The organism is Spiribacter salilacus (genome assembly GCF_009649225.1).
GTDB classification, from domain to species: Bacteria; Pseudomonadota; Gammaproteobacteria; order Nitrococcales; family Nitrococcaceae; genus Spiribacter; species Spiribacter salilacus.
Map to the genome: position 1 here is coordinate 40,567 of NZ_WJPP01000004.1, position 22,526 is coordinate 63,092.

Consider the following 22,526-nt stretch of genomic DNA (forward strand, 5'->3'; position numbering starts at 1 on the left):
CCTGAGGAGTCTGTATTTTATGGATATAGATCTTTTTCTTGCTTCGGCATCGCCTCGCAGAAAGTCACTGCTAGAGCGTATTGGCGTGCGTTTTCATGTGTTGGCGCAAGATATCGATGAACAACCGAATGAGGATGAGGCTCCCGAGGTGTTCGCCATTCGCTTAGCGCTAGAAAAGGCGCGTGCAGGGCTTGCCGCACGTCCAAAGGGTCAGTATGCGCCGGTTTTGGGCGCAGATACCGTGGTAGCCGTGGATGAGTCACTGCTCGGTAAGCCCAAAGATAAAGCCGAGGGGCTCGCCATGCTCGAGCGCTTATCGGGTCGCAGCCATCGTGTATTAACCGGCGTTGCGCTGGTGGATGGCGATCGAGAATCAACGCGTTTGTCGATCAGTTATGTGCAGTTTCGCCCCATCGAGCATGCAGAGGCGGTGCGTTATTGGGAGACGGGTGAGCCTCTTGGTAAGGCCGGTGGGTATGCCATTCAGGGCCTTGGCGGTGTGTTTGCTGAGCAGTTAGAAGGCAGCTACACCGGGGTGATGGGTTTGCCCTTGTTTGAAACGCACGACTTGTTATCTGAATTTGAGATTGATTATCAGTCTCATTGGCCAATCGGGCAGTGAGCCAAGAACTGCTGATCAATGTGACGCCGCGTGAAACGCGGGTTGCGTTAGTCGATAACGGTAGCCTGCAAGAGGTCTATATTGAGCGGGCACGTCGCCGAGGTTTAGTGGGCAATATCTATTTGGGAGAAGTCTCGCGCGTGTTGCCCGGTATGCAGGCAGCTTTCGTGGATATCGGCTTATCAAGAACGGCATTTTTGCACGCCTCAGATATCGCAGCGGCTGAGGGGCTTTTTGACAGTAAACCCCGGCAGACGCTGCCTATTCAGCAGTTGCTTAAAGAACAGCAGCGCGTTTTGGTTAAAGTTATAAAAGACCCGATGGGAAGTAAAGGCGCGCGGCTCACCACCCAAATTAGTATCCCTTCTCGGCATCTTGTTTTTTTGGCCAATAACCCGGTGGTCGGTATTTCAGGGCGGATTGAGGCCGAAGATGAGCGCGAGCGGTTAAAGCAGTTTGCTGAGCAGTTCTTAACGCAGCACCCCGATCATGGCGTCATTATGCGGACAGCCGCAGAGGGTGTTTCTGAGCCTGAATTGGCGCGCGATTGGGCGTTTTTAGCGCGGGTGTGGTCTGCAATTGCCAAGCGCGCAGTGGATGCCCAGCCCGGTACGCTGGTGCATGAAGACCTGCCCCTACTCTTGCGCATTTTGCGCGATCTACCCGGCGAAGATATTGAGCATGTGCGCATAGACTCAGCCGAAAATCATGCGCGGGCCGATGCGTTTTGCCGATCCTTTCTCCCGGAAACCGGATCACGGTTGGTTTATTACCCGGGAGAGCGGCCATTATTTGATTTGTATGGTGTTGAGGATGAAATTCAGCGTGCCCTGCAGCGACGTGTGTCTTTAAAATCCGGCGGCTATGTGGTGATCGATCAAACCGAAGCGATGACCACGGTTGATGTGAATACGGGGGGGTATGTTGGGCATCGAAACTTAGAAGAAACGATCTTTAAAACCAACCTTGAGGCGGCGCAAGCGATTGTGCGCCAACTGCGGCTGCGAAATCTTGGCGGCATTATTATTGTCGATTTTATCGACATGGAAGATAGCGAGCATCAGCGGCAAGTATTGCGGGCCCTTGAGAAAGGGCTTGAGCGGGATCCAGCACGCACGCGTATTAGCGGTGTCTCGGCCCTAGGCTTGGTAGAAATTACCCGACAGCGCACGCGGGAGTCTTTGCAGCATTTGCTATGTGATACCTGTTCGGTATGCGCAGGGCGGGGCTATTTAAAAAGCCCCGAGACGGTCGTTTATGAGATAGCACGCGAGATTTTGCGTGAAGTCAGACAGTTTGATGTGGAGCGATTGCTGGTCTTAGCCGCCCAAGAAGTGGTTGATTTGGCAATGGACGAGGAAAGCGACAGCTTTGCCGAGCTGGAGCAGTTTATTGGTCGTCCCGTTCAATTTCAGGCCGAGCCGCTTTATACCCCGGAGCAATTTGATGTTGTTCTCATGTAACGCCGAGCGTGTTCGTGCCGGCGTCTTATGGCTATTCATCGGGTTGTTGATTGTTGCTGCCGTTAGCCTTAGCGCGGTGCGTTTTTTTTTAGTGGCCGCGCCCAACCTGGGTGAGCGCATTGAGCAAAGGCTCAGTGAACAGCTAGGCGTGCCCCTTGAAGTTGATCAGATAGATGCCACCCTTAGCGGTCTTCGCCCTAGTTTAACGCTGATGGGCGTTAGCGCGGGTATTGGATCAGAGCAGATTGAAGTTGAACAAGTAACGGTCAGTCTTGCGCCCTGGGATTCTTTTCGCGCGAAAGATTGGCAGCTGCATGCCTTAGCCGTGCAGGGGCTGCAGATTGAGATAGACCGGAATAAAGCAGGCCGCTGGTCAGTGTCCGGCCTAAGGTCTGGTGGTGTGGAGCCTCGGCTGCGTACCCTGCCAGTCAATCGGTTGTTACTCACTGATAGTCAGGTTGTTGTTAAAGATCAAATTTTGGGTGTTGAGCAAGTGTTTGCTAACGCGGCGCTGCGCTGGCGCCAGCAGCGCGATGGGGAGTGGCGATTTGCATTGGATAGTCGCACCGAGTCGCAGCGCCTACAGGCGGTGCTGTCCATTAAGGAAGCGGTGGGGCGAGCATTGATTCGCTTTGAGCAGATTGAACTTGCGCCGTTGTTTGAGGGGCTGAATCCGCAATCTCGGCTGGATGGCCAAGTTTGGCTTACGCTGGACGAAGCAGGCGTGCAGACAGCAACCGCTGAGGTGGCAGGAGATCAGCTAGGGTTACTGGGTGGTGGGTTAGACAGTGGCGCGGTTTCTTTACGCTGGTTGCGTGAGCGCTCGGGTTGGCGAGCGGCGATTTGGCCAGAGCGCCTGCAAGGGCAGGATGGAACAACCCATGCGCTGAGCCCGATTGTTCTTGGGCAGAAAACAAGTGATGCGCCAGTCATTGGGCGTATCGAACAAGGCACTGTCGGTGCATTGGGTGAGCTGCTGAATGCGCAAGTTGAACAACCGGCTTTTGTGAGCGGTGACTTTAGTGAACTTGAATGGGCGTACCACGATGCAAGCCACTGGTATGCCACAACCCAGCTAAACGACGTTGCGCTCAGTCTTGAGTATGCCGCTTTTCTCAAAGGCCCCTTAGCGGTGGATCAGGTTAATGGCGGTGTTCGTTTACAAAGTGATGGGCAAGATCCCGCCCAACAGAGTTTGTATTTTGACGAGCTTGCTGCGCGTGTGGAAGGCACGCAGGCATCAATCGACGGACATATTGAGTTTGCCAACAGTGCAAGCGGTGTCTACGTAGATCTGCAGGCCGATGCCAAAGCGGCTCAGATGGCAATGGTGCGACAGCATTTACCGGCTTCGATTATGGATCCGCGTTTGGTCGATTGGTTGAATCGAGCTTTGGTTGATGGAGTTATGACTCGCGCATCAATGCGTTTAGAGGGTTCGATGCAGGATTTCCCCTTTGACCAAGGGCAGGGTGAGTTTACGTTGCGCCTGGCAGCAGACGATCTGACCTTTCGTTTCAATCGTGAGTGGCCAGCCTTTGAAAATACCAGTGCGGAGCTGACTTTTTTGGGGCGGCAGCTGCAAATAGCCGCGTCAGAGGGGCAAATTGATGGCATAGCGCTCAAGGAAGCAACGGGCCGTATTTCGGATCTTTGGCGCCCGCAGCTTAATGTTGATTTATCATTCAATGGTCCCGCGGCTGCGATGCTTGATGTGGTCAAAACGGCCCCTCTTTTGCCATCGGCTAAGTGGTTAGATCAGGTTGTGTTAGACGGCGAACCGACCCTGGATTTAGCGCTTTTTTTCCCTTTTCAACGCCAACCGATGCAAGTTGATGGGCGATTGCGTTTTACTGACGGTGGGCTTGCGTTGAGTCGACCTGCGTTACAGGTTGACGATATTGCCGGCGAGCTGAGTTTTGACCAAGACGGGGTGGCCTGGGATGAGCTGAGCGGCCAGATAGACGATGCAAAGGTAACCAGTCAGGCCAGCACGCGCGGTGAGGGAGACGCTGCGGTCATGGAAATTACCGCGCAGGGCGATCTGAGTCTTGATCAGTTACCGGGTATGGCAATGCTGGCAGATCGTGCCAATGGCACTGCCCAATGGCAGGCAGATTGGGTGTTGCCGGGTTTTTCAGTGCCACGCGCCGAGCGGGCAACGGCAATGCAAATGCGCATCGCATCGCCACTTGAGGGTATTGCGTTAGATTTGCCGCTGGGGCTGTCTAAAACAGCGGGCGCAACCAAGCCCACCGTTTATACATTGCGGTTACAGCGCTCTGGTGATCAAGATATTTCGCTGAAAGTTGCTGATCAACTACAGGTTCTCCTTAATCGTAAAGCGAACGGACAACGACGTGCTGCTGTTCATTTTGGTGCGTTTGATGACGATCGTATCGACTCATCACTTGCTTTGCCTGAGGCTCAAGGCACCACGATAGGAGGGCAGATTTCAAGCCTACGTGCGGCTGATTTAGGACTGTTGGGTAGCCACCAAGCCAACTCTGAGGCAGAGCAGACAGAGACATTAATTCCGATGCCGCTGCAAGAATTAGCGGTTGCGGTTGATACGTTGCGAGTGGGGCGTTGGCAGTCTGGGCCGTTCCGCCTGCGCGCCCAAGGAAACAGTGAGGATTTTTTTGCAGAGCTTAGCGGTGATATCGATGGCTCTGTGCGGTATCGGCAGGTGGATGGGTTGCCGAGAGTTATTGCGCGTTTTGCAAGGATAAACGCAGAGGCACAGCCCACGATATCGCCGCCGAAAAGAGCAGCACAAGACCAACCCGAAAGCCTTTCGCCATTGCCGAATCTAGATTTGACTATTGATGAGCTGCGCATTGCCGAGGGATCAATGGGTGCGCTTGATTTAACGCTCGAGCCGATGGGGGGTGGGAGCCAAGGTCAGCTAACATTGCGTGGCGGTATCCATGATTTATCCGCCCAATTAGTTGAAACCTTGCAAGAAGACAGGGCAAGCAGCGAAGTTGAATTTACGCTGGCAACCGAGGATGCAGGTGGTTTTCTCCAGCAGATGGGCTTTGGGCCTGTGCTGAGCAAGGGTCAAGGCGATGCCGCTGGTGAGGTCTCGTGGGCCGGTCGCTTATGGGCCCCTGACCTCCCCTCATTAGCCGGACAGTTAAGTCTTGATCTTGCAGGTGGTTCATTGCCAGCGGTTGAGCCTGGGCCAGGGCGAGCAATTGGACTATTCAGTCTGTCGGTTCTTCCCCGTCGGCTTGGGCTGGATTTTGACGATGTGGTGGGTGCGGGTTTACGGTTCGATCAGTTAGCCGGTAGCTGGCAGATCGATCAGGGCATTCTGAGCACCGAGCAATTTCAGTTGGGTGGGCCATCGCTGGATTTAACGCTAACAGGAACCAACGACCTAGTACGGCGTGAATATGATCAGCAGGTTGTGGTGGTTCCGCGTGTTTCTTCAACCTTTGCGTTGTTAGGTGGGCTTGCTGGCGGCCCTGCCGCGGCCGCGTTATTGTTTTTAACACAAGGCATGTTGGAACCCGGTATTTCTCGTTTAACGCGTATTGAATATGCCATTCAGGGCCCTTGGGCAGAGCCGGAGTTCGATTTACTCGATAGCGACGGGGTAATGGAGAGCGAGCAGAATGAGGGATAGGGCGCACGAGGGTTTTATTGCAGCAGCGGTGCAAATGGTCTCTGGCGATCAGGTTGATACCAACTTAACGATAGCCACCGATTTGATCGCTCAAGCGGCTGATGCCGGCGCAAAGCTGGTGGTTTTGCCTGAGAATTTTGCGTTTATGGGCCGTTATGAAGGGGCCGTTAGAGGGGTTGCTGAGCCGCCCGATGGGGCCGGTCAGATCCAGCAGTTTCTAGCGGCTCAGGCCCTTGCCCATGGCTTGGTGCTAGTGGGGGGCAGTGTGCCGCTTTCAAGCACTGAAACCGATAAAATTTTTTCATCATCCTTGGTTTATGGGCCAGATGGCCGGTGTATGGCGCGCTATGACAAATTACATTTGTTTGATGTACAGGTGGGCGATCAGGAGGGGTATAAAGAGTCGGCAACCTTTACCGCGGGTAATGCCGTCGTCACCGTGGATACACCCTTCGCGCAGCTGGGGCTGAGCATTTGTTATGACCTACGCTTTCCTGAGCTCTACCGGCAGTTAACCCAGCGTGGCGCAGAGCTTTTGTTAGTGCCTTCCGCATTTACGGCAACAACGGGGGCTGCGCATTGGTCTGCGTTATTGAAGGCCAGAGCGGTTGAGAACTTAAGCCATGTCGTTGCGCCCAACCAGGGCGGAGTGCATGCCAGTGGTCGGGCAACCTATGGGCACAGTATGATGATTGACCCATGGGGACGCGTGCTGGCTTGCCAAACCGATACAGGCGCCGGTGTCATAACGGCAAAGATTGACCTTGCTGAGCAGCAGGCTGTGCGCCAGCAATTTCCAGCACTTAGTCATGCACGGATTGGTATTGCGGACATGAATGCTGAATAACCTGAGGTGGTGCCTTAGGCGTTTTGGCATCGATGCGAAGCAGACTCAAACAACCACCCCACAGACAGCCGGTGTCCAGTGCGATATAGCCCGGGCCCTCACGAAAACCAAGCGTTGACCAATGCCCGGTGACAATGGTTGTTTGCTCTGGGTTGAGATGATTGCCGGGTGCGGCGTACCAAGGGTAATGGTCGGCAGGCGCCATTTCAGGCGCGCCTTTGGCTTTTAGTAGTAATCGCCCATCTTGGCTGCAATAGCGCATGCGCGTTAAAGCATTAACGATGAAACGTAATTGCTCATCGGCCGTATGTGTATCACTCCAAGTATCGGGGCTGTTGCCGTAGAGCACTTTAAGCGCGGTGCGGTAGTCTGGCCCTTGCAGCCGATTTTCCGCCTGCTGGGCCCGCCGAGTTGTCTCATCAAGATCCCAAATGGGGGGCATTCCTGCATGGATGATGGTGTAAGGCAGCTTGGGCAGGCGAAGCAGTAACGGGCGATGACGCAACCAAGTCAGTAATTTCGGCCCCTGTGGGGCTTGCAACAGTGAGTCGAGTTCGTCGTCAGGGCGCCGTGGTGCGAGCCCCTCAGCAACCGCAATGGCGTTGAGGTCATGATTGCCGAGCACCGCGTTGGCAGCATCTCCAAGCTGCTCAATGAAGGTCAGCGTTTCTAACGGCTGCGGTCCGCGTCCAATCAAATCGCCGGTTAGCCAGAGCCGATCAAAGGCCGGGTCAAACTGGACGGTGTTTAAAAGCGCTTGCAGTGGCTCGAGACAGGCATGCACGTCGCCCACAATGTAGTGATAGCGGGTCATATCTCTTTTACCGCGGCTCGCATAATCGCGAGCTGACCAAAGCCAACGGGATCAATTTGCTCAGCACGTATGCTGGGATCAATTCCGCTGGCTGAGATTTGTTCAGCAGTTAGAATGCCGGTTAATGCGTTGCGTAAGGTCTTTCTGCGCTGGCCAAAGGCTTGTTTTACCACCTCGGCCAAGGCATCGGGGGGCACGCCGGCTAGGGGTGGCGCTTTGAGTGGCAGCAGTCGTACAAAGGTTGAGTGCACTTGCGGCGCTGGCCGAAACGCCTCAGGGGGTACCGACAGAACAGGCCGCACCTGGCAGCGATATTGCAGCATCACCGATAGCCGACCATAAATGCCACTGCCCGGTTCTGCGGCCATGCGATCGACCACTTCTTTTTGTAATAGCAGATGCAAATCGGCCACGTTGTCTAACGATTCAGTTAGATGGAACAGCAACGGTGTTGAAAGGTTGTAAGGCAGATTGCCGACAATGCGCAGGGGGTGGGCGGCATCAAGTTCGGTAAGCGTTGCGATAGGATGTTGTAGAGCATCGTCAGTGGTGACCACCAATTGCCCAGTGGCGGCCTCTGGCCATGTTTTTAGCCGCGCGGCCAGATCCCGGTCAATTTCAATGGCGCTCAGCTTGACACCAGCATCTAATAACGGACGGGTTAGCGCCCCTTCGCCAGGCCCAATCTCAAGAAACGGCTGGCCGGGTTGTGGCTGAATGACCATCGCCATTTGCTGAATGATGCTGGGGTCGGAAAGAAAATTTTGACCAAATCGACGGCGTGCGCGATGACTCATGGACGCAGACATCCTGTTAGCCGAATGGCCTCTTCAATAGCGGCTATTAAGCTGCCTGCGCTTGCTTGGCCTGATCCGGCCAGATCAAGTGCTGTGCCATGGTCAACGGAAGTTCGAATAATCGGTAAACCCAGCGTGATGTTAACAGCATGCCCAAACCCGACATGCTTGAGTACAGGCAACCCTTGATCGTGATACATCGCCAATACAGCATCTGCCGTTGCTAAATGCGGTGGTGTAAATAGTGTATCGGCGGGTAGTGGTCCGATAAGGTTCATTCCCTCCGCTCGGAGTTTATCAAGCACAGGAGTAATGATGTTTTGCTCCTCATCACCCAGATGACCTTGCTCGCCGGCATGCGGGTTGAGGCCCGCCACCAAAATTGTGGGATGCAGGATGGCATAACGATCAGTCAAATCGGCAGCCAAGATTCTTAGGATGCGCTCCAGACGCTCTGCAGTAACCAGATCTGCCACTTTGCGAAGGGGGACATGGGTGGTTAGTAGGGCAACGCGTAGCTGGCCGGCCGCAAGCATCATCACGGGTAGGGGGGCGGCAGTCAGATTCGCTAGGTATTCGGTGTGCCCTGTGAAAGGAATGCCGGCATCGTTAATGACGCCCTTATGCACAGGGCCGGTGACCATGGCGCTAAATTGGCCATTCAGGCAGCCCTCAGCCGCAATGCGTAAGGTTTCAAGCACATACGCGGCATTGGCCGGGTTTAAGGTGCCCGGTATAACGGGCTTAGCTACCTGCACGGGCAAACACTCCAGCGTGCCTGGCGCGGGCAGCGGGTCTATCGAAGCAAAGGGCACACTAGGGCAGCCGGCTTGCCTAAGAACTTGAGGGTCTGCAATGGCCACAAGCCGCACGTTAGGGTACCGCGGTGCTAGGTCTTTAAGCAGCTCAGGCCCAATCCCTGCGGGCTCACCCGGGGTGACGGCAATGCAGGGGCGAGTCGGCATTACAGCGTATCGAGTCGAATCTCGACATAAGCTTCTTCGCGAAGCTCACGCAGCCAAAGCTCGGTTTCCTCTTCTTCTTTGCTGCGCCGTACCGATTCGGCGGCTTCTTCGCGCGCCATGCTCTCGCTTGCGTCGACTTCTCGGCGATCGAGCACCTCTACAATATGCCAGCCCGCGCTGGTTCGGAAAGGCTCGCTGAGCTCACCAGGTGATAGTCGGGTTACTTCATCAGCAAACTCAGGCAACATGCTGGCAGGGTCAAACCAGCCAAGCTCACCGCCGTTACTGGCGCTACCAACATCGTCAGAGTTGGCACGGGCAAGCTCGGCAAAGTCAGCACCGTTAGCAATGCGAAGATGCAGACTTTCAGCGCGAAGCCGAGCATCGGTATTAGTCACAATTTCGTCAGGCGAGATCAGGATATGCCGGGCTTTGGTTTGCTCAACAATGCGCAAGTCGCCATCCCGTTTATCGCTGATCCGCAGAATCTGAAACCCACTGGGTGTGCGTATAACCGGGCTGATATCGCCTGCCTCCAGCCCACTCAGGGCCTCGTTAATGGCAGACGGAAGTTGCGAGGCAAGACGCCAGCCAAGGTCTCCACCGTTGAGTGCATTGCTAGCATCGGACTCTGCAGCAGCCAGGCTGGAGAAATCGGCACCATCGAGCAATTGCTCGCGGATCGATTCTGCACGCGCGCGCGCCTCATCAATTGTATCGGCGGATGCCGCTTCGGGCACACCAATTAGAATTTGCCCAAGCCGTAGCTCATCGCCGCGCCCGCCTGAGCGTTCCATAAACTGCTCAATTTCTTGCTCTGTTACATCAATACGTTGGGACATGACTTGTTGACGTAAGCGACTAATCACAATTTCGCGACGAATTTGCTCGCGAAACTCGGCCATGTTTAAACCTTCAGTGGCCAGCGCATCACGCAGTCCGGTTAGGCTCAGGTTGTTGTTTTCTGCAACGCGGCGCACGGCGGCATCTAGCGTTGTACTATCAACCTGAATACCCAGTCGCTCGGCTTGATTGAGCTGCAGCTGCTGCGTGATGAGCCGCTCGAGAACCTGTCGACGCAGTTCGTCATCGGGTGGCATTTGAACGCCACGCTCTTGTAGCTCTAGACGCACGGCAACCTGTTCGGCTTCGAGTTCTGAAGACAGAATGACCGTGTCGTTGACCACTGCCACGATGCGCTCCAGCAAGACCTCTTCGGCCTGTGCGGATAAAGCACTAAAGACTAGCAGCCACGCCGCTAAAACTGCTCGTCGCATGAACCCTCTCCCATCAAATCAATAACCAAATGAATTGGGGCCATAGCCATCAATTTCATTACGCAAGAAGCCAACAACGCTATCGCCAAAGCCAGCAAGCCCTTTGAGCTCAATTTCCAGCATGATTTCTTTGCCTAAATCAGCGCCACTAGAAAATGGGTTTCGCTCTATTTGCTCACGCTGGACTAAGCGTACGGCATAGCAACAGCCATCTTGTTGAATGCCAAAGAATCGCTGACGGACCTCGTCATCAATAAAATCTTGTGTGATGCCGCCAAATACGCGCCAGTGCGCATTGATTGGAGTGGCAAAACTTAGCTCACCTTGATCCAGTACACGCTCACCGTCAACGTCTCTCTGCCTTAGCGCCACGTTGACGACCTGAGTGTGGGTACCTTGCCAGCGTAACAGCGTACGCAGCCCGGTATTACCGCTATCCTCTGGGTCCCAGCGGTAGTCGGCCTCCGCGCTAAAGCCCTGCGGGAGGTTTAACGTGAGCTCAAGGACAACCTCTGATTCGTCACGCTCGGGTTCGCCATCGGCCGCCGTTGTTCGATCGGATAGATAAAAAATTTGCCCACCCGAAAAGCGAAGATACTCCTCTCCGGTGCCCTCATCGAGATATCGTGTGGTGGCGCCAACGCTAAGGCGATCACCATCTTCTACGCGGTCAGGGCCGCTGAAGGCATTATCGCGAAACAGCCGGCTAAAGCTGATTCCAGAACCACCGGTGTCAAAGTTTGGCAGGTCTTCTTGATCTTCGGTGGGCGCGCCACGAAAGAAAACACGGGGTTCAAGCGTTTGATAAACCCCTGCAAATGAGTTGGCCTGACGCTCAAAAAACATGCCCGAGTCAACGGTATAGACGGGCATAGATCGGGTGGGTGAGCCATCAGCACCGGGCTCAGTCCCGGTTAAATCATAGGCGGTGTAGCGCCACGCCAAAGCGGGCTCAACATAATAGCCAAGCGTTCGCCAGGGCAGCGAAAGCCGAGGCGTCATATCAATGCGCCTGCCTTGAACGCGTGAGGAATCTGGATGATCAAACTCTGTGATTTCGGCATTAAAGGTGTAGTCCAACAGCCCTGTATCCTGCGTTGGATCGTACCCAAAGCGAATGCGGGGGACGCGCGCGTAAGGTTGGTTAAATTCACTAATTCGATTATCGACTTGTTGCCAAGATTGCGCGTCAATTGAAGAAGAGAATCCATAATCGGACCAAGATAAGGACGCATCGCTTAAGAGAAACCGTGAGGCCCGATAGTCCACGTTATCGCCAAAGTCATTACTAAAAGCCACATCACTAACGCGGCGCTGATTGAGGTTGCCGCGAATACTGCTACCGATGCTGAGCCGATGTGACTGATTAATCGCCCAGCGGTCATCTCCGTAGATATCGTCAGACGGTAGGTAACCGCCACTAATTTCACCCTCAAGCGTTTCTTCTAAATAGCGAAACTCGCCATCGAGCAGTGCGCCACGGTCGGCATACCAAATTGGTGTAATGGTGGCGTCGCGGTTGGGTGCGATATTCCAGTACCACGGCAGCGCAAGGGTTAAACCATTTTCGGTGGAATCAGCGAGGGTGGGTGCCAAAAAGCCAGTCATCCGCTCGCTACCCACGGGAAAGCGCAAATACGGCGTATAAAACACCGGCACGTCATACAATGAAATAACGGTATTCCATGCCTGTCCTTGCCGAGTTTCATTATCAATACTCGCGCGTGCCGCGCTCATTTGCCAGATTTCTGCATCGGGATTGCAGGTGCTTAGCGTAAGCCGCTCGTAACGCGTTCGCATGACATCCTCGCGTACTACGGCATCAGCGGTGCCTTGCATGTGACCAATATTGATTCGATATTCCGAAACTTCTTCAAATCGTCCTCGATCATCATCCAGCCAATAGCTAGCGCGCTCACCGGCAATCAAAAGGTCCGTCTCAAGTAAAGACACATTCCCTGTAGCATCCACCCGAGTGGTGTCTCGGTTATATGTGAGTTGCTCACTGCGAATTGATTGATCCGCCCGCTGCAACTGAGCATTACCGATAAGCTGATAAACCGGAGGCTCGTTGGAGAATTCACTACGATCCGCCGTAGCTACGATGGGTGTATCGGGGGCATCACGTTCAGCCGGGTTGCCATCAACCGGTGGCAGCAGAGGGGCGCCGCAAAGGGCCCATCGCCCACTTTGTTGGGCTGTGGCAGGGCTGGCAAGTGCAATGAGCACAAGTACGATGAAAAGCTGTTTTATTGTCATTCGTTTCAATGTTCTGACCTGATTTTGCTCGTGGGGCAGATCGTTCGCAGATGAAAGGGTAACCTAAGGTCCGCGTCAGGGGCAGTAGGCAATCAAAATTGAGTCAATTATCCACGATAAATAGAGAATCTGTAATTATAGATTGGTTAAATTCGCTGGGCTTTGAAAACCCCATGATTCAACCAATGACCGGTGATGCCGGAGCGCGCCGATATTATCGGTTACTTATGTCGGGGCAGGAGACGCGGGTGGTTATGGATGCACCCGATCAAATTGAATCTTGCCGGGCCTATCTAAAAGTGGGTCAGTTAATGATTGAGGCGGGCCTGCACGTGCCGCAGGTGTATGCCGTTGATCTTCGCAAAGGCTTGATATTGCTGGAAGATCTGGGCTCTAAAAGCTTCCTTGATGTATTTTTGAGTGGTGATCGATCGCCAGATGAGCTGATCAAAGCGGCATTAAATGCATTAGTGCAATGGCAGGTGATATCCCAACCTGAGGGCTTGGAGGTATTCGATGCCGCGAAAATGCGCAGCGAATTAGATCTTTTCCCCAATTGGTATGTGCGTCATGCACAGCAGCATGAGCCAAACGATGCATGGTTTGAGCGCTGGAGTATGGCATGCAATAAATTATTGGAATTGCTGGCAAAACAGCCTCAGGCCTACGTGCATCGAGACTTTATGAGCCGGAATCTATTGATTAGCGAACCGATGCCGGGCGTGATTGACTTTCAAGACGCCTGCATCGGACCCGTCACCTATGATGTGCTCAGCCTGTTGCGAGATGCCTTTTGGAGTTTTTCTGAAGCGGATGAACAAACTTATTTGGATTATTACGCTCAGCGCTGTGCGTCCATGGGCGTTACTCTGCCGCCCAACTTGCCGCAGGCGGTAGATGTGATGGGCGTGCAGCGGCATTTTAAGGTGTTGGGGATATTTGCTCGGTTATGCTATCGCGATGGTAAGCCGCATTATCTAGACGATGCGCCTCGATTTTTTAATTACCTAAACCGCGAGCTACAGGCAGACCCAGCGCTCGAAGCGTTTGCCGAACTGCTCGCCGAGTTGCCATGAACGCCATGATTTTAGCGGCAGGCCGTGGAGAGCGAATGCGGCCATTATCCGATCACTGTCCAAAGCCTTTGTTGATGGCAGGGGGTAAGACCTTGCTCGAATGGCATTTGCAGCGCCTAAAAGCCGCTGGCTGCCAGCAGGTTGTGATTAATATCGCCTGGCTGGGTGAAAAAGTCCGATCTCATTTGAACGCGATCGATTGGGATGGCATGGATATCGTGATTTCCGATGAGGGTGAGCAAGCATTGGAGACGGCAGGTGGGGTAATGCGAGCACTGCCTTTGTTGGGTGATGCGCCCTTTTGGTTGGTGAACGGTGATGTCTGGAGCGATTTTGATTTACGACAGTTGCCGATGCCCACCGCAAGGTCTGCAAGCCTTGCGGTGGTCGATAACCCACCCCATCACCCGCAGGGCGATTTTGTGATTGAGCAGGGGCGATTAAAAAATTCAGGCGCGGGTCAGCGTGTGACGTATGCGGGGTTGGGTTACTTTCACCCGAGTTTTTTTGATGGTCAGTCTGGTGGGGTGAAGCCGTTAGGCCCCTTGCTGCGCGAGGCCGCTGAGAAAGCGCAGTTGGCGGGTGTTCTGCATCAGGGGCGTTGGTGTGATGTGGGTACGCCTGCCCGATTAGCAGCTTTAGATGCATCGCTTAGCTTAGTTTGAAGCAGGCTCACGAGTTCGGTTGCTGCCTGTTTAGGCGTTTTCTGGACATTAAGACTCGCTAAATCAATAACCGCCATATCCGGATAACCGCAGGGGTTGATGCGAGTAAACGGCTCGAGATCCATATCGATATTGACTGCTAAGCCATGGTAGCTGCAGCCGCGACGAATCCGCAGACCCAGGGCGGCAATTTTTGCATCACCCACGTACACGCCCGGCGCGTCGGCACGCGGAGCCGCCGCGATACCAAAGTTAGCAAGCCAATCTACAACCGTATGCTCGAGTAAAGTAACGAATGCTCGGGCCCCAAGCCGATAACGTTTGAGCTGCAATAGGGGGTAGATCACTACTTGCCCTGGGCCGTGGTAGGTAACTTGACCACCGCGATCCGTTTTAATAACGGGGATATCGCCTGGGGCTAGCACATGCTCACTGCGGCCCGCTTGACCAAGCGTGAAAACACGCGAATGCTCAAGCCACCAGATTTCATCGGGTGTGGTGTCGTCTCGCTCATCGGTGAACCGGCGCATTGCCTGCCAGGTTGGCGCATAATCGACCTGCCCCAGCGCCCTGACATGAATGCGCGGTGGGTCTATCACAGCGCGGCGAGTATCGCCTGATGAGATTGGAGCTCTGCGTACATCTCATCAAGCTGAGTGCGGCTTTCTGCAATAATCGTAACGGTGACCGATAGAAAACGGCCGTTGCGACTGGGCCGTACTTGAACATCCTTTGTGTCGGTATTCGGCGCATGCCGGCTTACAATGCGCCAAACCGTTTGCTCGATGTTCGCATCGGCTCTGCCCATCGCTTTAACGGGGTAGCGGCATGGGAAATCGATCGGTGAGGCGTTGCTGCTGTCTATTCCATCCACTGCAGAACACCATCAATGGCGCGCTTGATAATACCGGCTTGCTCAATGGCCTGAAGCGCAATCACATCTGTTTCTACGAGTACCTCATCATCTAGCGTGACCCGCAAGCGACCAAGGGCCTGGCCTGCCGCAACGGGCGCTTCAATGGATGAATTTACCTCGATACTGGCATTGAGGTTGTCGTAACTGCGGGTGGGGATGAGGACGTTGATATCTGTCTCGACGCCTAAATCGACCAACTCTGTAACGCCTTTCCAAACCCGGGCCTGCTCAACGGGTTGTCCGGCCGCATAAAGGGTATGACTTTCAAAGAATCGGTAGCCATAGTTGAGCAAGGCCTGCGACTGTTCAATACGGTCATTGGGGCTATCAGCGGCCATGACTACCGATATTAGACGCATACCTTCACGCTCAGCCGAGGTTGCCAGGCAGTATCCCGCCGCCTCGGTATAGCCAGTTTTCACCCCATCAACGCTGGGGTCTCTCCAGAGCATTCGATTGCGGTTGAATTGCTCAATTTCGTTCCAAGTGAATACGCGCTCTGAGTATAGTTCGTAGTATTCAGGAAAACGCTGAATAAGCGCTCGAACCAAAATGGCAGTATCTGCTGCAGACGAGTAATGATCGGGAGATGGCAGCCCAGCCGCATTTGTGTAATTGGTCTGCGTCATGCCAAGCTCGGCTGCATACTGATTCATGACGGCTGCAAAGGTTTCTTCAGTACCGGCAATATGCTCAGCGAGTGCAACACTGGCATCGTTGCCGGATTGAATGATCATGCCGCGCAGTAGATTTTCGACCGAGACTCGATCGCCCACCTCGATGAACATGCGCGAGCCGGTTGCCCGCCAGGCCTTTTCGCTGATAAGCACCTCATCGTTGAGGTTGAGGTTACCAGCAGCCAGCTCACTAAAGACCACAAACGCCGTCATGATCTTAGTCAGACTGGCAGGGTCGCGCGGGTCGTTGCTGTTTTGGTCAACCAGTAATTCACCAGAGCCAAAGTCCATCAAGATATAGGAATCTGAGGCAAGGCTTGGTGGCGCCGGAATGGGGATGCTTTGGGTTTGCGCCGTGGCCGATAAGCTGACCAAAGTCAGCAATACAACACCGAGCATTGTTTGGGTTAAGCGGCGCAAGGTCATGGACGAGTTCCTGATTCGTTGGAGACAACAACATGGCCCATGCCAAAGCGTGAGCCGGCCAGTTCATTGGTTACCTTATCCACAGCGGCCACACCGTGTAGTGGCCCTAAGCGAACCCGATGCAAACCATCAGCACCGCTTTCTACCACAGCGGGTGCGGAGAGCCCTGCGCGGGTTAGTTGTTGCTGTAGTTCAGCGGCGTTATTGGCGCTACCGAAGGCAGCCAGCTGTAGATAGTAAACCTCATTTGAGGGTTCATCGGCGGTTGCCGTGGTTTCGGGTGAGAGCGCACGAATTTCCACTGGGGCAGTGCCTTTTTCCATCATGCCGAGCTTAGCTGCCGCGGCATAGGATAAGTCAATAATGCGATCACCCACGAATGGTCCACGGTCATTCACTTTCACGACGATTCGCTGCCCGGTTTCAAGGTGTCTAACCTCAACCCAAGTTGGCAGGGGCAGATGCTTGTGCGCCGCGGTCATCGCGTACATATCGTAGGCCTCGCCACTTGAAGTACGCTCGCCATGAAAATTTTTGCCGTACCAAGAGGCGGTGCCACGCTCTCGATGGCCCTCAGCGCTATCCATTACGCGGTAAACTTTGCCAAACACCTCATACTCACGGGGGTTACCGTAACGGGAGCGTGCCGCAACCTGAGGAACAGCATCTGGAATGGCGCTGGGGTCTGCAATGTGGCTGCCGGGTCCATCGCCCACTGCGCGGCCGAGTTCTGGGCCGGGGGTGCTACACCCAACAATCAGCAATGCCGCAAAAAAGGGGATTCCCTTGATGAAATGACGATTACTCATTGACTGGCCTCTTTAATTGCCTCGGCAAGCTGGAAAACTGCCATCGCATAAAGTGGACTGTGATTATACCGGGTAATGGTGTAGAAGTTTTCAAATGTTACCCAATATTCCGATTTGCTTTCTCCCTCTAGCTCAAGCAGCCTGACGGCGAGCTCATCGGCCAGCATTTTATCAAAAATTACGCCTGCCCCACGTAAGTCAGCCACGGTATGTTGGGGCTTCTGAAGACCGGGCATCAGTAACGTTTGCCACGCATCCCCTTCAACGCGAGCTGGTAATGCCACGCTTTCACCCGCCTGCCAGCGGTGTTCGGCAAAGTAATTTGCAACGCTGCCAATGGCATCTGCCATGTCAGAAAATAAATCTCGTTGTCCACTTTTACTGAAATCAACGGCATAAGCACGGTAACTGCTGCTGATAAACTGCGATACGCCCATCGCACCGGCATATGAGCCCTTGGGCTCTGCCGGGTTAAAGCCTTCTTCGGCGCTGAGTAACAAAAACGCCTCTAATTCGCGCTGAAAAAAATCTTGGCGAGACGGATAAGAAAAGCCGAGGGTTCTGAGCGCATCAATAACGCGATAGCGCCCACGATAGCGCCCGTAAAAAGTCTCAACCCCAATTACCGCGGTGATGATCTCTGGGGGCACGCCAAATTCTGCCTGCGCGCGCGATAAGATGTCTTGATGCGTTTGATAAAAATCAACACCCTTTTCAATGCGCTCTTGCGTGACGAATATCTCACGATATCGATGCCATGGCAGGGCCTCGGCAGGCCGTGTTATTGCATCGATAATATCCTGACGATACTCCGCATCTTTAAGCAGTAACGCCTCAATTTGACTAGATTCCATGCCGTGCCGTTTTTGCATTTCTGTAGCGAATGCTTGGATGGCCTCGGTGTCATCAGGTTGAGCAATGGCTGTTGCAAACCAGAACAAGAGTAGCGGGGTAATAAACAGGCGATAGTGCGTGTTCAAGTGGACCACATCCGGCGGTGAGAATGAATAGCCATGAGAATACCGAACCCGGCCATCAGCGTCACTATTGATGAGCCGCCATAGCTAATTAACGGCAGTGGCAAGCCCACAACCGGCAGTACGCCAGAAACCATACCCATATTGACAAAGCAGTAAACTAAAAATGTCATCGTAATGCCGCCTGCGAGTAGGCGTGAGAAATTATCCTGCGCTTGATACGCAATCCATAAGCCGCGGCAGATAATGGCCAGATAGAGGGTCATTAAGGCAATCACCCCTAAAAAGCCAAATTCCTCAGCAAATACGGAAAACACGAAGTCTGTATGCCGCTCGGGAATAAAATCGAGATGCGCCTGTGTGCCATTTAGCCAGCCTTTGCCAAAGAGCCCGCCTGAGCCAATGGCAATTTGCGATTGAATGATGTTGTATCCGGCACCTAATGGATCTCGGTTAGGATCAAGAAAGGTTAAAACCCGTGCGCGCTGATAGGCCTGCATGCCAAAAACCCAAAAAACAGGTGCGATGGCTGCAATGAGCCCAAATAGCAGTAGCAAATACCGCCAGCGAAGCCCAGCCAGAAATAGCACGCTTGCACCCGCAGCCCCAACCACTAAAGCAGTACCTAAATCGGGTTGTAAGCCAATTAAACCGACCGGGATGGCAATGAGCAGTAATCCAGCAGCCGTTATGCGAAAAGTGGGTGGAATCGGTGTACGGGCTAAAAACCAGGCCATCATCAGGGGCAGGGCAAGCTTCATGATTTCTGAGGGCTGAAATTGAACAATGCCAAGATCCAGCCAGCGCCGAGCGCCGCCGCCGAATTGGCCCATCACCAGTACCGCAATTAAAAAAACGAGGATAATGCCAAACAGCACGGGTGCCCAAGGTGCTAATCGCGCTGGGGGGATTTGCGCAAAAACCGTCATAATGACAAGGCCAAGCCCAACCCGAATAATATGCCCCTTAACGGGTTCGATTTCGCCGCCAAATGCGCTGTAAAGCACTACCACACCGATACCAGCCAACAGCGCCAGTAGGGTCAGCAAGAGCATATCTAGGTGTAGCACTCGCTGGATTAAATGCGTAGAGGCAGCGCGCGCGGTTTGGTTAATTGGGCTGGAGGCTAAGCTCATTCGTTTCCTCCAAGTGAGTAAGCCAAGTATCAATCACACTGGCGGCCATGGGTGCTGCGGTTGAACTGCCGCTGCCCCCGTTTTCTACGAGCACGGCCACGGCAATGCGTGGATCGTCGGCAGGCGCAAAGGCAATAAACACCGCGTGATCGCGAAATTGTTCGGCAATTGCGTCTTCATCATATTCTTCATCTGGGCCAAGCCCAATGACCTGCGATGTTCCCGTTTTGCCGGCAATCTCATAAGGTAAATCTGCGCCGATTGCGCGTGCTGTGCCGAGTCTGCCGTGTACGGTCTCCACCATCGAATCAATTGCCAGTTGCCAAAGGCGTTCATCCTCAAGAGTTAAGGGTTCAAGTTGTGGGGTAGGCGGCGCAGCATCATCAGATAGCAGCAGATGCGGTTGGATGGGCCGGCCGCGATTAGCCATCATCGAGGCGGCAGCCGCCAGCTGGACGGGAGTACTCAGCATAAACCCTTGGCCAATGCCGACATTGAGTGTTTCACCCGGAAACCAGACTTCGCCTAATCGACTTTGTTTCCACTCGGTAGACGGCATGATGCCGGGTCGTTCGCTGGGAAGATCAACGCCGGTTGCTTGCCCAAAGCCAAATTGGGTCATCCACTCATGCATCAGATCGATGCCCATGCGATGCGCAAGTTCATAAAAGTAGATATCGCAGGATTGCGCAACGGATTGGGTAAAACCAATACGCCCATGCCCGCCGGGGCGCCAGTCTCGCCACGTACGAGATACGTTGGGTAGGTTGTAGGTGCCTGTGCAATTGAGGGTTTCATTGATGCCCATGTTTTCTGTGGCAAGGCCTGCCAGCCCAAGGAACGGTTTAGTCACCGAGCCGGGTGGGTAGCGGCCACTGACCGCTCGATTGAAAAGGGGCTGACCCGGTGCGTTTGCCAGCGCTTGAAAAGTTGCTTGGTCGAGTCCGCTAACCATCTGGTTGGGGTTAAAGACCGGCTGACTTGCCAGTGCTAGAACAGCACCAGTCTGCGGCTCAAGCGCAATAATGGCACCACGCCAATTTTCTAGCGCCGCTTCCGCGGCTTGTTGCAATTCCATGTCCAACGTGAGCTGGATGTCTTCGCCCGATTGAGGAAGATCCTGATGCAAGACTTGTAATGGACGTCCGGTGGCATTGGTTTCAATTTGAGCAATGCCTAAACGCCCGTGTAGGCGATCTTCGTAAGCTTTTTCGATGCCCGTTTTCCCCACAATGCTGGCATTGCGATAGCGCGTGCGATCGCTATCGCGGAGTTCTTCTTCGTTAATTCGACTGACATAGCCGATCACATGGCTAGCCGAGGCGCCAAACGGGTAGTGCCGAGTTAAATGGGGTTGAACTTCGACGCCCGGAAAGCGGTGTCGGTCATTGGCTAATCGCGCGACTTCGATGTCCGTTAAGTCGAATTTGAGCGTCACTTCCTGAAACGACCGACTGTTGGCTCGCGCTTGATGAAATCTTTCTAAATCTTTTGGGGTTAATTCAACAATACCGCCGAGTTGCTGGAGCAAGTTATCGATGTCGTTAACCTGCTCTGGAACAATGATGAGGTTAAAGGCAGGCCGATTTTCCGCTAACACTTGACCCCGGCGGTCAGTAATAATGCCGCGCGGCGGGTCAATGGGTGCAAGGCGAATTCGATTGTCCTGCGAGCGAGCCGAATACCGATCATATTCAACCAGTTGCAATGTGGCCATACGGCCCACTAATACCGCGGCAACAACCAATGCCAAGCAGATCACTAGAATAATGCGCCCTTGTACCCACCGGCGCTCCTCCGCAAAGTTACGCAGGAAATCGAGTTTCATCTATTGCACCTGAAAACGTCGGCGTACGGCGCGCAGCAGCAAAAAGATTAAAGGCCAAATGAGCGTGCTGGTGATTGCCGGTGTCCAAAATTGCCAACCCACATCGGCACTGCCCATTACACCGCGAATCCACAATAACAGCATGCGATTAATGAGTAGTAATACAAACACGGTGATCATTTGTTGCCAAATGGGTACCAGCCGCATGCGCTGATAAAGCTGAATAGTCAAGTAAACAATCAGCGCAAAAATAAGCCCATGCGCGCCGAGCACGGTGGCCTGCAGAACATCTTGTAAAATGCCGACACACCAGGCAATGCCCACGCCTACTCGGTTAGGCAGCGCCAGCGCCCAGTAGATTAATACTAGCGCAGTCCACTCTGGCCGCCATGGAGAAATGATTTCCGGCAGTGGCATGATCGTGAGAATCAGGGCCAATAAAACGGTCACAAAAATGACCCAGCCGCCGCGATGGCGCGCTTCACTCATCGGGTGTATCTCCAATGAGCAATACCTGGCGTGCGCGGTCTAATGCAGCAAGTGGGGCGAGCTCAATAGTCAGGAAGGGCTGTCCGGTTTCATGGCTGATGCGGCGCACTTTGCCAACCGGATAACCACTTGGAAAACGCCCACCCAGCCCGGAAGTCACAACGAGGTCGCCCACCTTAATATCAGCGTTGCGAGGCAGACTTTGAATGGTGAGCTGATCGATTGCCCCTGTGCCAACAGCAATGCCCCTCAATCCATTGCGATTCACTTGGACGGGCGTGGCATGGCTTGGGTCACTAATAAGGCGAACGGTAGCGCTCAGTGGCCCAATTTTATCGACTTGGCCAATGATGCCGCTTTCGTCAATAACGGGTTGTCCAACGTAAACGCCTTGTCTCGATCCTTTGTCAATTTCAATCAGATGACTGAACGGGTCGAGGTCAATGCGAAATAACTCGGCAATCAGCACCGGTCTTTCGATTTCATAAGACGAATCCAGCAACCGGCGTAGCCGAATATTCTCAACTTCAAGCGCATCAAATCTTTGCAACCGCGCCTGAAAAATTTGTTGACGATCTTTGAGGCGCTGATTTTCGGCAATTAAGGCGCGCCGAGACGCCAGATTTTCATCCATACGCTCGGTTAAAGTGGCGGGCAAGCTGGCAATGACCCTCACCGGATGCACCAACGCTGAAAGCGCCTGTCGACCCGGTTCAAATAAATCCAACCGATGATCCACCGTCATCAATGTGAGGGAAACCAGCGCCAATAACAGCAAGCGCGCTGTGGTGGAGGGGCCATGTATAAATAAGGGCTTGATAGCGGGTGAACCTCCGGACAATGTCCGCT

The 22,526-nt window shown here is 53.8% G+C and carries 20 protein-coding genes; 6 read left to right on the top strand and 14 right to left on the bottom strand.

Annotated features, from left to right (window positions below; genetic code table 11):
• Positions 1 to 19: 19 nt before the first annotated feature.
• The 4 genes from GH984_RS07725 to GH984_RS07740 are packed head-to-tail and all read left to right on the top strand — an operon-like array spanning position 20 to position 6,566.
• Positions 20 to 622, top strand: a complete 603-nt coding sequence (locus GH984_RS07725) for a Maf family protein (protein WP_153719653.1) — start codon at positions 20 to 22, stop codon at positions 620 to 622.
• The gene (gene rng / locus GH984_RS07730; RefSeq protein ID WP_369691998.1) at positions 619 to 2,085 is read left to right on the top strand and encodes a ribonuclease G; all 1,467 of its coding nucleotides are present in this window, start codon (positions 619 to 621) and stop codon (positions 2,083 to 2,085) included. The genes GH984_RS07725 and rng overlap by 4 nt, the downstream gene beginning before the upstream one ends.
• Positions 2,069 to 5,719 (top strand): YhdP family phospholipid transporter, encoded by a 3,651-nt coding sequence (locus GH984_RS07735; protein ID WP_153719655.1) that lies wholly within the window; start codon positions 2,069 to 2,071, stop codon positions 5,717 to 5,719. Before rng ends, GH984_RS07735 begins: the two co-directional genes overlap by 17 nt.
• Entirely contained in the window at positions 5,709 to 6,566 is an 858-nt protein-coding gene (locus tag GH984_RS07740; protein ID WP_253939175.1) for a carbon-nitrogen hydrolase family protein, read from the top strand. Before GH984_RS07735 ends, GH984_RS07740 begins: the two co-directional genes overlap by 11 nt.
• Here the strand turns inward: GH984_RS07740 and GH984_RS07745 are convergent.
• From GH984_RS07745 to GH984_RS07765, 5 genes are read right to left on the bottom strand one after another with little or no spacing between them, the layout of a single operon-like run.
• On the bottom strand, positions 6,523 to 7,380 hold the full coding sequence (locus GH984_RS07745; protein ID WP_153719656.1) for a symmetrical bis(5'-nucleosyl)-tetraphosphatase: 858 nt from the start codon (positions 7,378 to 7,380) through the stop codon (positions 6,523 to 6,525). The genes GH984_RS07740 and GH984_RS07745 overlap by 44 nt on opposite strands.
• Positions 7,377 to 8,177 carry a 16S rRNA (adenine(1518)-N(6)/adenine(1519)-N(6))-dimethyltransferase RsmA gene (gene rsmA / locus GH984_RS07750; RefSeq protein ID WP_216643640.1) on the bottom strand — a complete coding sequence of 267 codons (801 nt, stop codon included), beginning with the start codon at positions 8,175 to 8,177 and terminating at the stop codon, positions 7,377 to 7,379. The genes GH984_RS07745 and rsmA overlap by 4 nt, the downstream gene beginning before the upstream one ends.
• Positions 8,174 to 9,142 carry a 4-hydroxythreonine-4-phosphate dehydrogenase PdxA gene (pdxA, locus tag GH984_RS07755; RefSeq protein WP_153719658.1) on the bottom strand — a complete coding sequence of 323 codons (969 nt, stop codon included), beginning with the start codon at positions 9,140 to 9,142 and terminating at the stop codon, positions 8,174 to 8,176. Before pdxA ends, rsmA begins: the two co-directional genes overlap by 4 nt.
• A complete protein-coding gene (locus tag GH984_RS07760; protein ID WP_153719659.1) occupies positions 9,142 to 10,419 on the bottom strand; it encodes a peptidylprolyl isomerase in 1,278 nt (425 codons plus the stop codon). Before GH984_RS07760 ends, pdxA begins: the two co-directional genes overlap by 1 nt.
• 18 nt (positions 10,420 to 10,437) lie before the next feature.
• Complete coding sequence (locus tag GH984_RS07765) at positions 10,438 to 12,678, bottom strand: LPS-assembly protein LptD (RefSeq protein ID WP_153719660.1); 2,241 nt, start codon at positions 12,676 to 12,678, stop codon at positions 10,438 to 10,440.
• A gap of 173 nt (positions 12,679 to 12,851) precedes the next feature.
• Between GH984_RS07765 and GH984_RS07770 the strand changes: the two genes are divergently transcribed.
• Both GH984_RS07770 and murU read left to right on the top strand, forming a co-directional pair.
• A complete protein-coding gene (locus GH984_RS07770; RefSeq protein WP_153719661.1) occupies positions 12,852 to 13,754 on the top strand; it encodes an aminoglycoside phosphotransferase family protein in 903 nt (300 codons plus the stop codon).
• Complete coding sequence (gene murU, locus GH984_RS07775; RefSeq protein ID WP_153719662.1) at positions 13,751 to 14,419, top strand: N-acetylmuramate alpha-1-phosphate uridylyltransferase MurU; 669 nt, start codon at positions 13,751 to 13,753, stop codon at positions 14,417 to 14,419. Before GH984_RS07770 ends, murU begins: the two co-directional genes overlap by 4 nt.
• On the opposite strand, the gene lipB is transcribed toward murU, so the two are convergent.
• Genes lipB through mreC form a run of 9 tightly spaced genes read right to left on the bottom strand, consistent with a single transcriptional unit; the run spans position 14,347 to position 22,518 of the window.
• Positions 14,347 to 15,015, bottom strand: coding sequence for a lipoyl(octanoyl) transferase LipB (lipB, locus tag GH984_RS07780; protein WP_439959285.1), 669 nt, complete (start codon positions 15,013 to 15,015; stop codon positions 14,347 to 14,349). The two genes, murU and lipB, sit on opposite strands and share 73 nt — an antisense overlap.
• On the bottom strand, positions 15,015 to 15,293 hold the full coding sequence (locus tag GH984_RS07785) for a YbeD family protein (protein WP_369692000.1): 279 nt from the start codon (positions 15,291 to 15,293) through the stop codon (positions 15,015 to 15,017). Before GH984_RS07785 ends, lipB begins: the two co-directional genes overlap by 1 nt.
• Positions 15,281 to 16,438 carry a D-alanyl-D-alanine carboxypeptidase family protein gene (locus GH984_RS07790; RefSeq protein WP_153719663.1) on the bottom strand — a complete coding sequence of 386 codons (1,158 nt, stop codon included), beginning with the start codon at positions 16,436 to 16,438 and terminating at the stop codon, positions 15,281 to 15,283. Before GH984_RS07790 ends, GH984_RS07785 begins: the two co-directional genes overlap by 13 nt.
• Positions 16,435 to 17,247, bottom strand: a complete 813-nt coding sequence (locus GH984_RS07795; RefSeq protein WP_153719664.1) for a septal ring lytic transglycosylase RlpA family protein — start codon at positions 17,245 to 17,247, stop codon at positions 16,435 to 16,437. Before GH984_RS07795 ends, GH984_RS07790 begins: the two co-directional genes overlap by 4 nt.
• Positions 17,244 to 18,227 carry a lytic murein transglycosylase B gene (gene mltB, locus GH984_RS07800; RefSeq protein WP_253939176.1) on the bottom strand — a complete coding sequence of 328 codons (984 nt, stop codon included), beginning with the start codon at positions 18,225 to 18,227 and terminating at the stop codon, positions 17,244 to 17,246. The genes GH984_RS07795 and mltB overlap by 4 nt, the downstream gene beginning before the upstream one ends.
• Positions 18,224 to 19,360, bottom strand: coding sequence for a rod shape-determining protein RodA (gene rodA / locus GH984_RS07805; RefSeq protein ID WP_153719665.1), 1,137 nt, complete (start codon positions 19,358 to 19,360; stop codon positions 18,224 to 18,226). The genes mltB and rodA overlap by 4 nt, the downstream gene beginning before the upstream one ends.
• Positions 19,335 to 21,188, bottom strand: a complete 1,854-nt coding sequence (mrdA, locus tag GH984_RS07810; protein WP_153719666.1) for a penicillin-binding protein 2 — start codon at positions 21,186 to 21,188, stop codon at positions 19,335 to 19,337. Before mrdA ends, rodA begins: the two co-directional genes overlap by 26 nt.
• Positions 21,189 to 21,677, bottom strand: coding sequence for a rod shape-determining protein MreD (gene mreD / locus GH984_RS07815; protein WP_153719667.1), 489 nt, complete (start codon positions 21,675 to 21,677; stop codon positions 21,189 to 21,191).
• Positions 21,670 to 22,518, bottom strand: a complete 849-nt coding sequence (mreC, locus tag GH984_RS07820) for a rod shape-determining protein MreC (protein ID WP_153719668.1) — start codon at positions 22,516 to 22,518, stop codon at positions 21,670 to 21,672. Before mreC ends, mreD begins: the two co-directional genes overlap by 8 nt.
• Positions 22,519 to 22,526 lie beyond the last annotated feature (8 nt).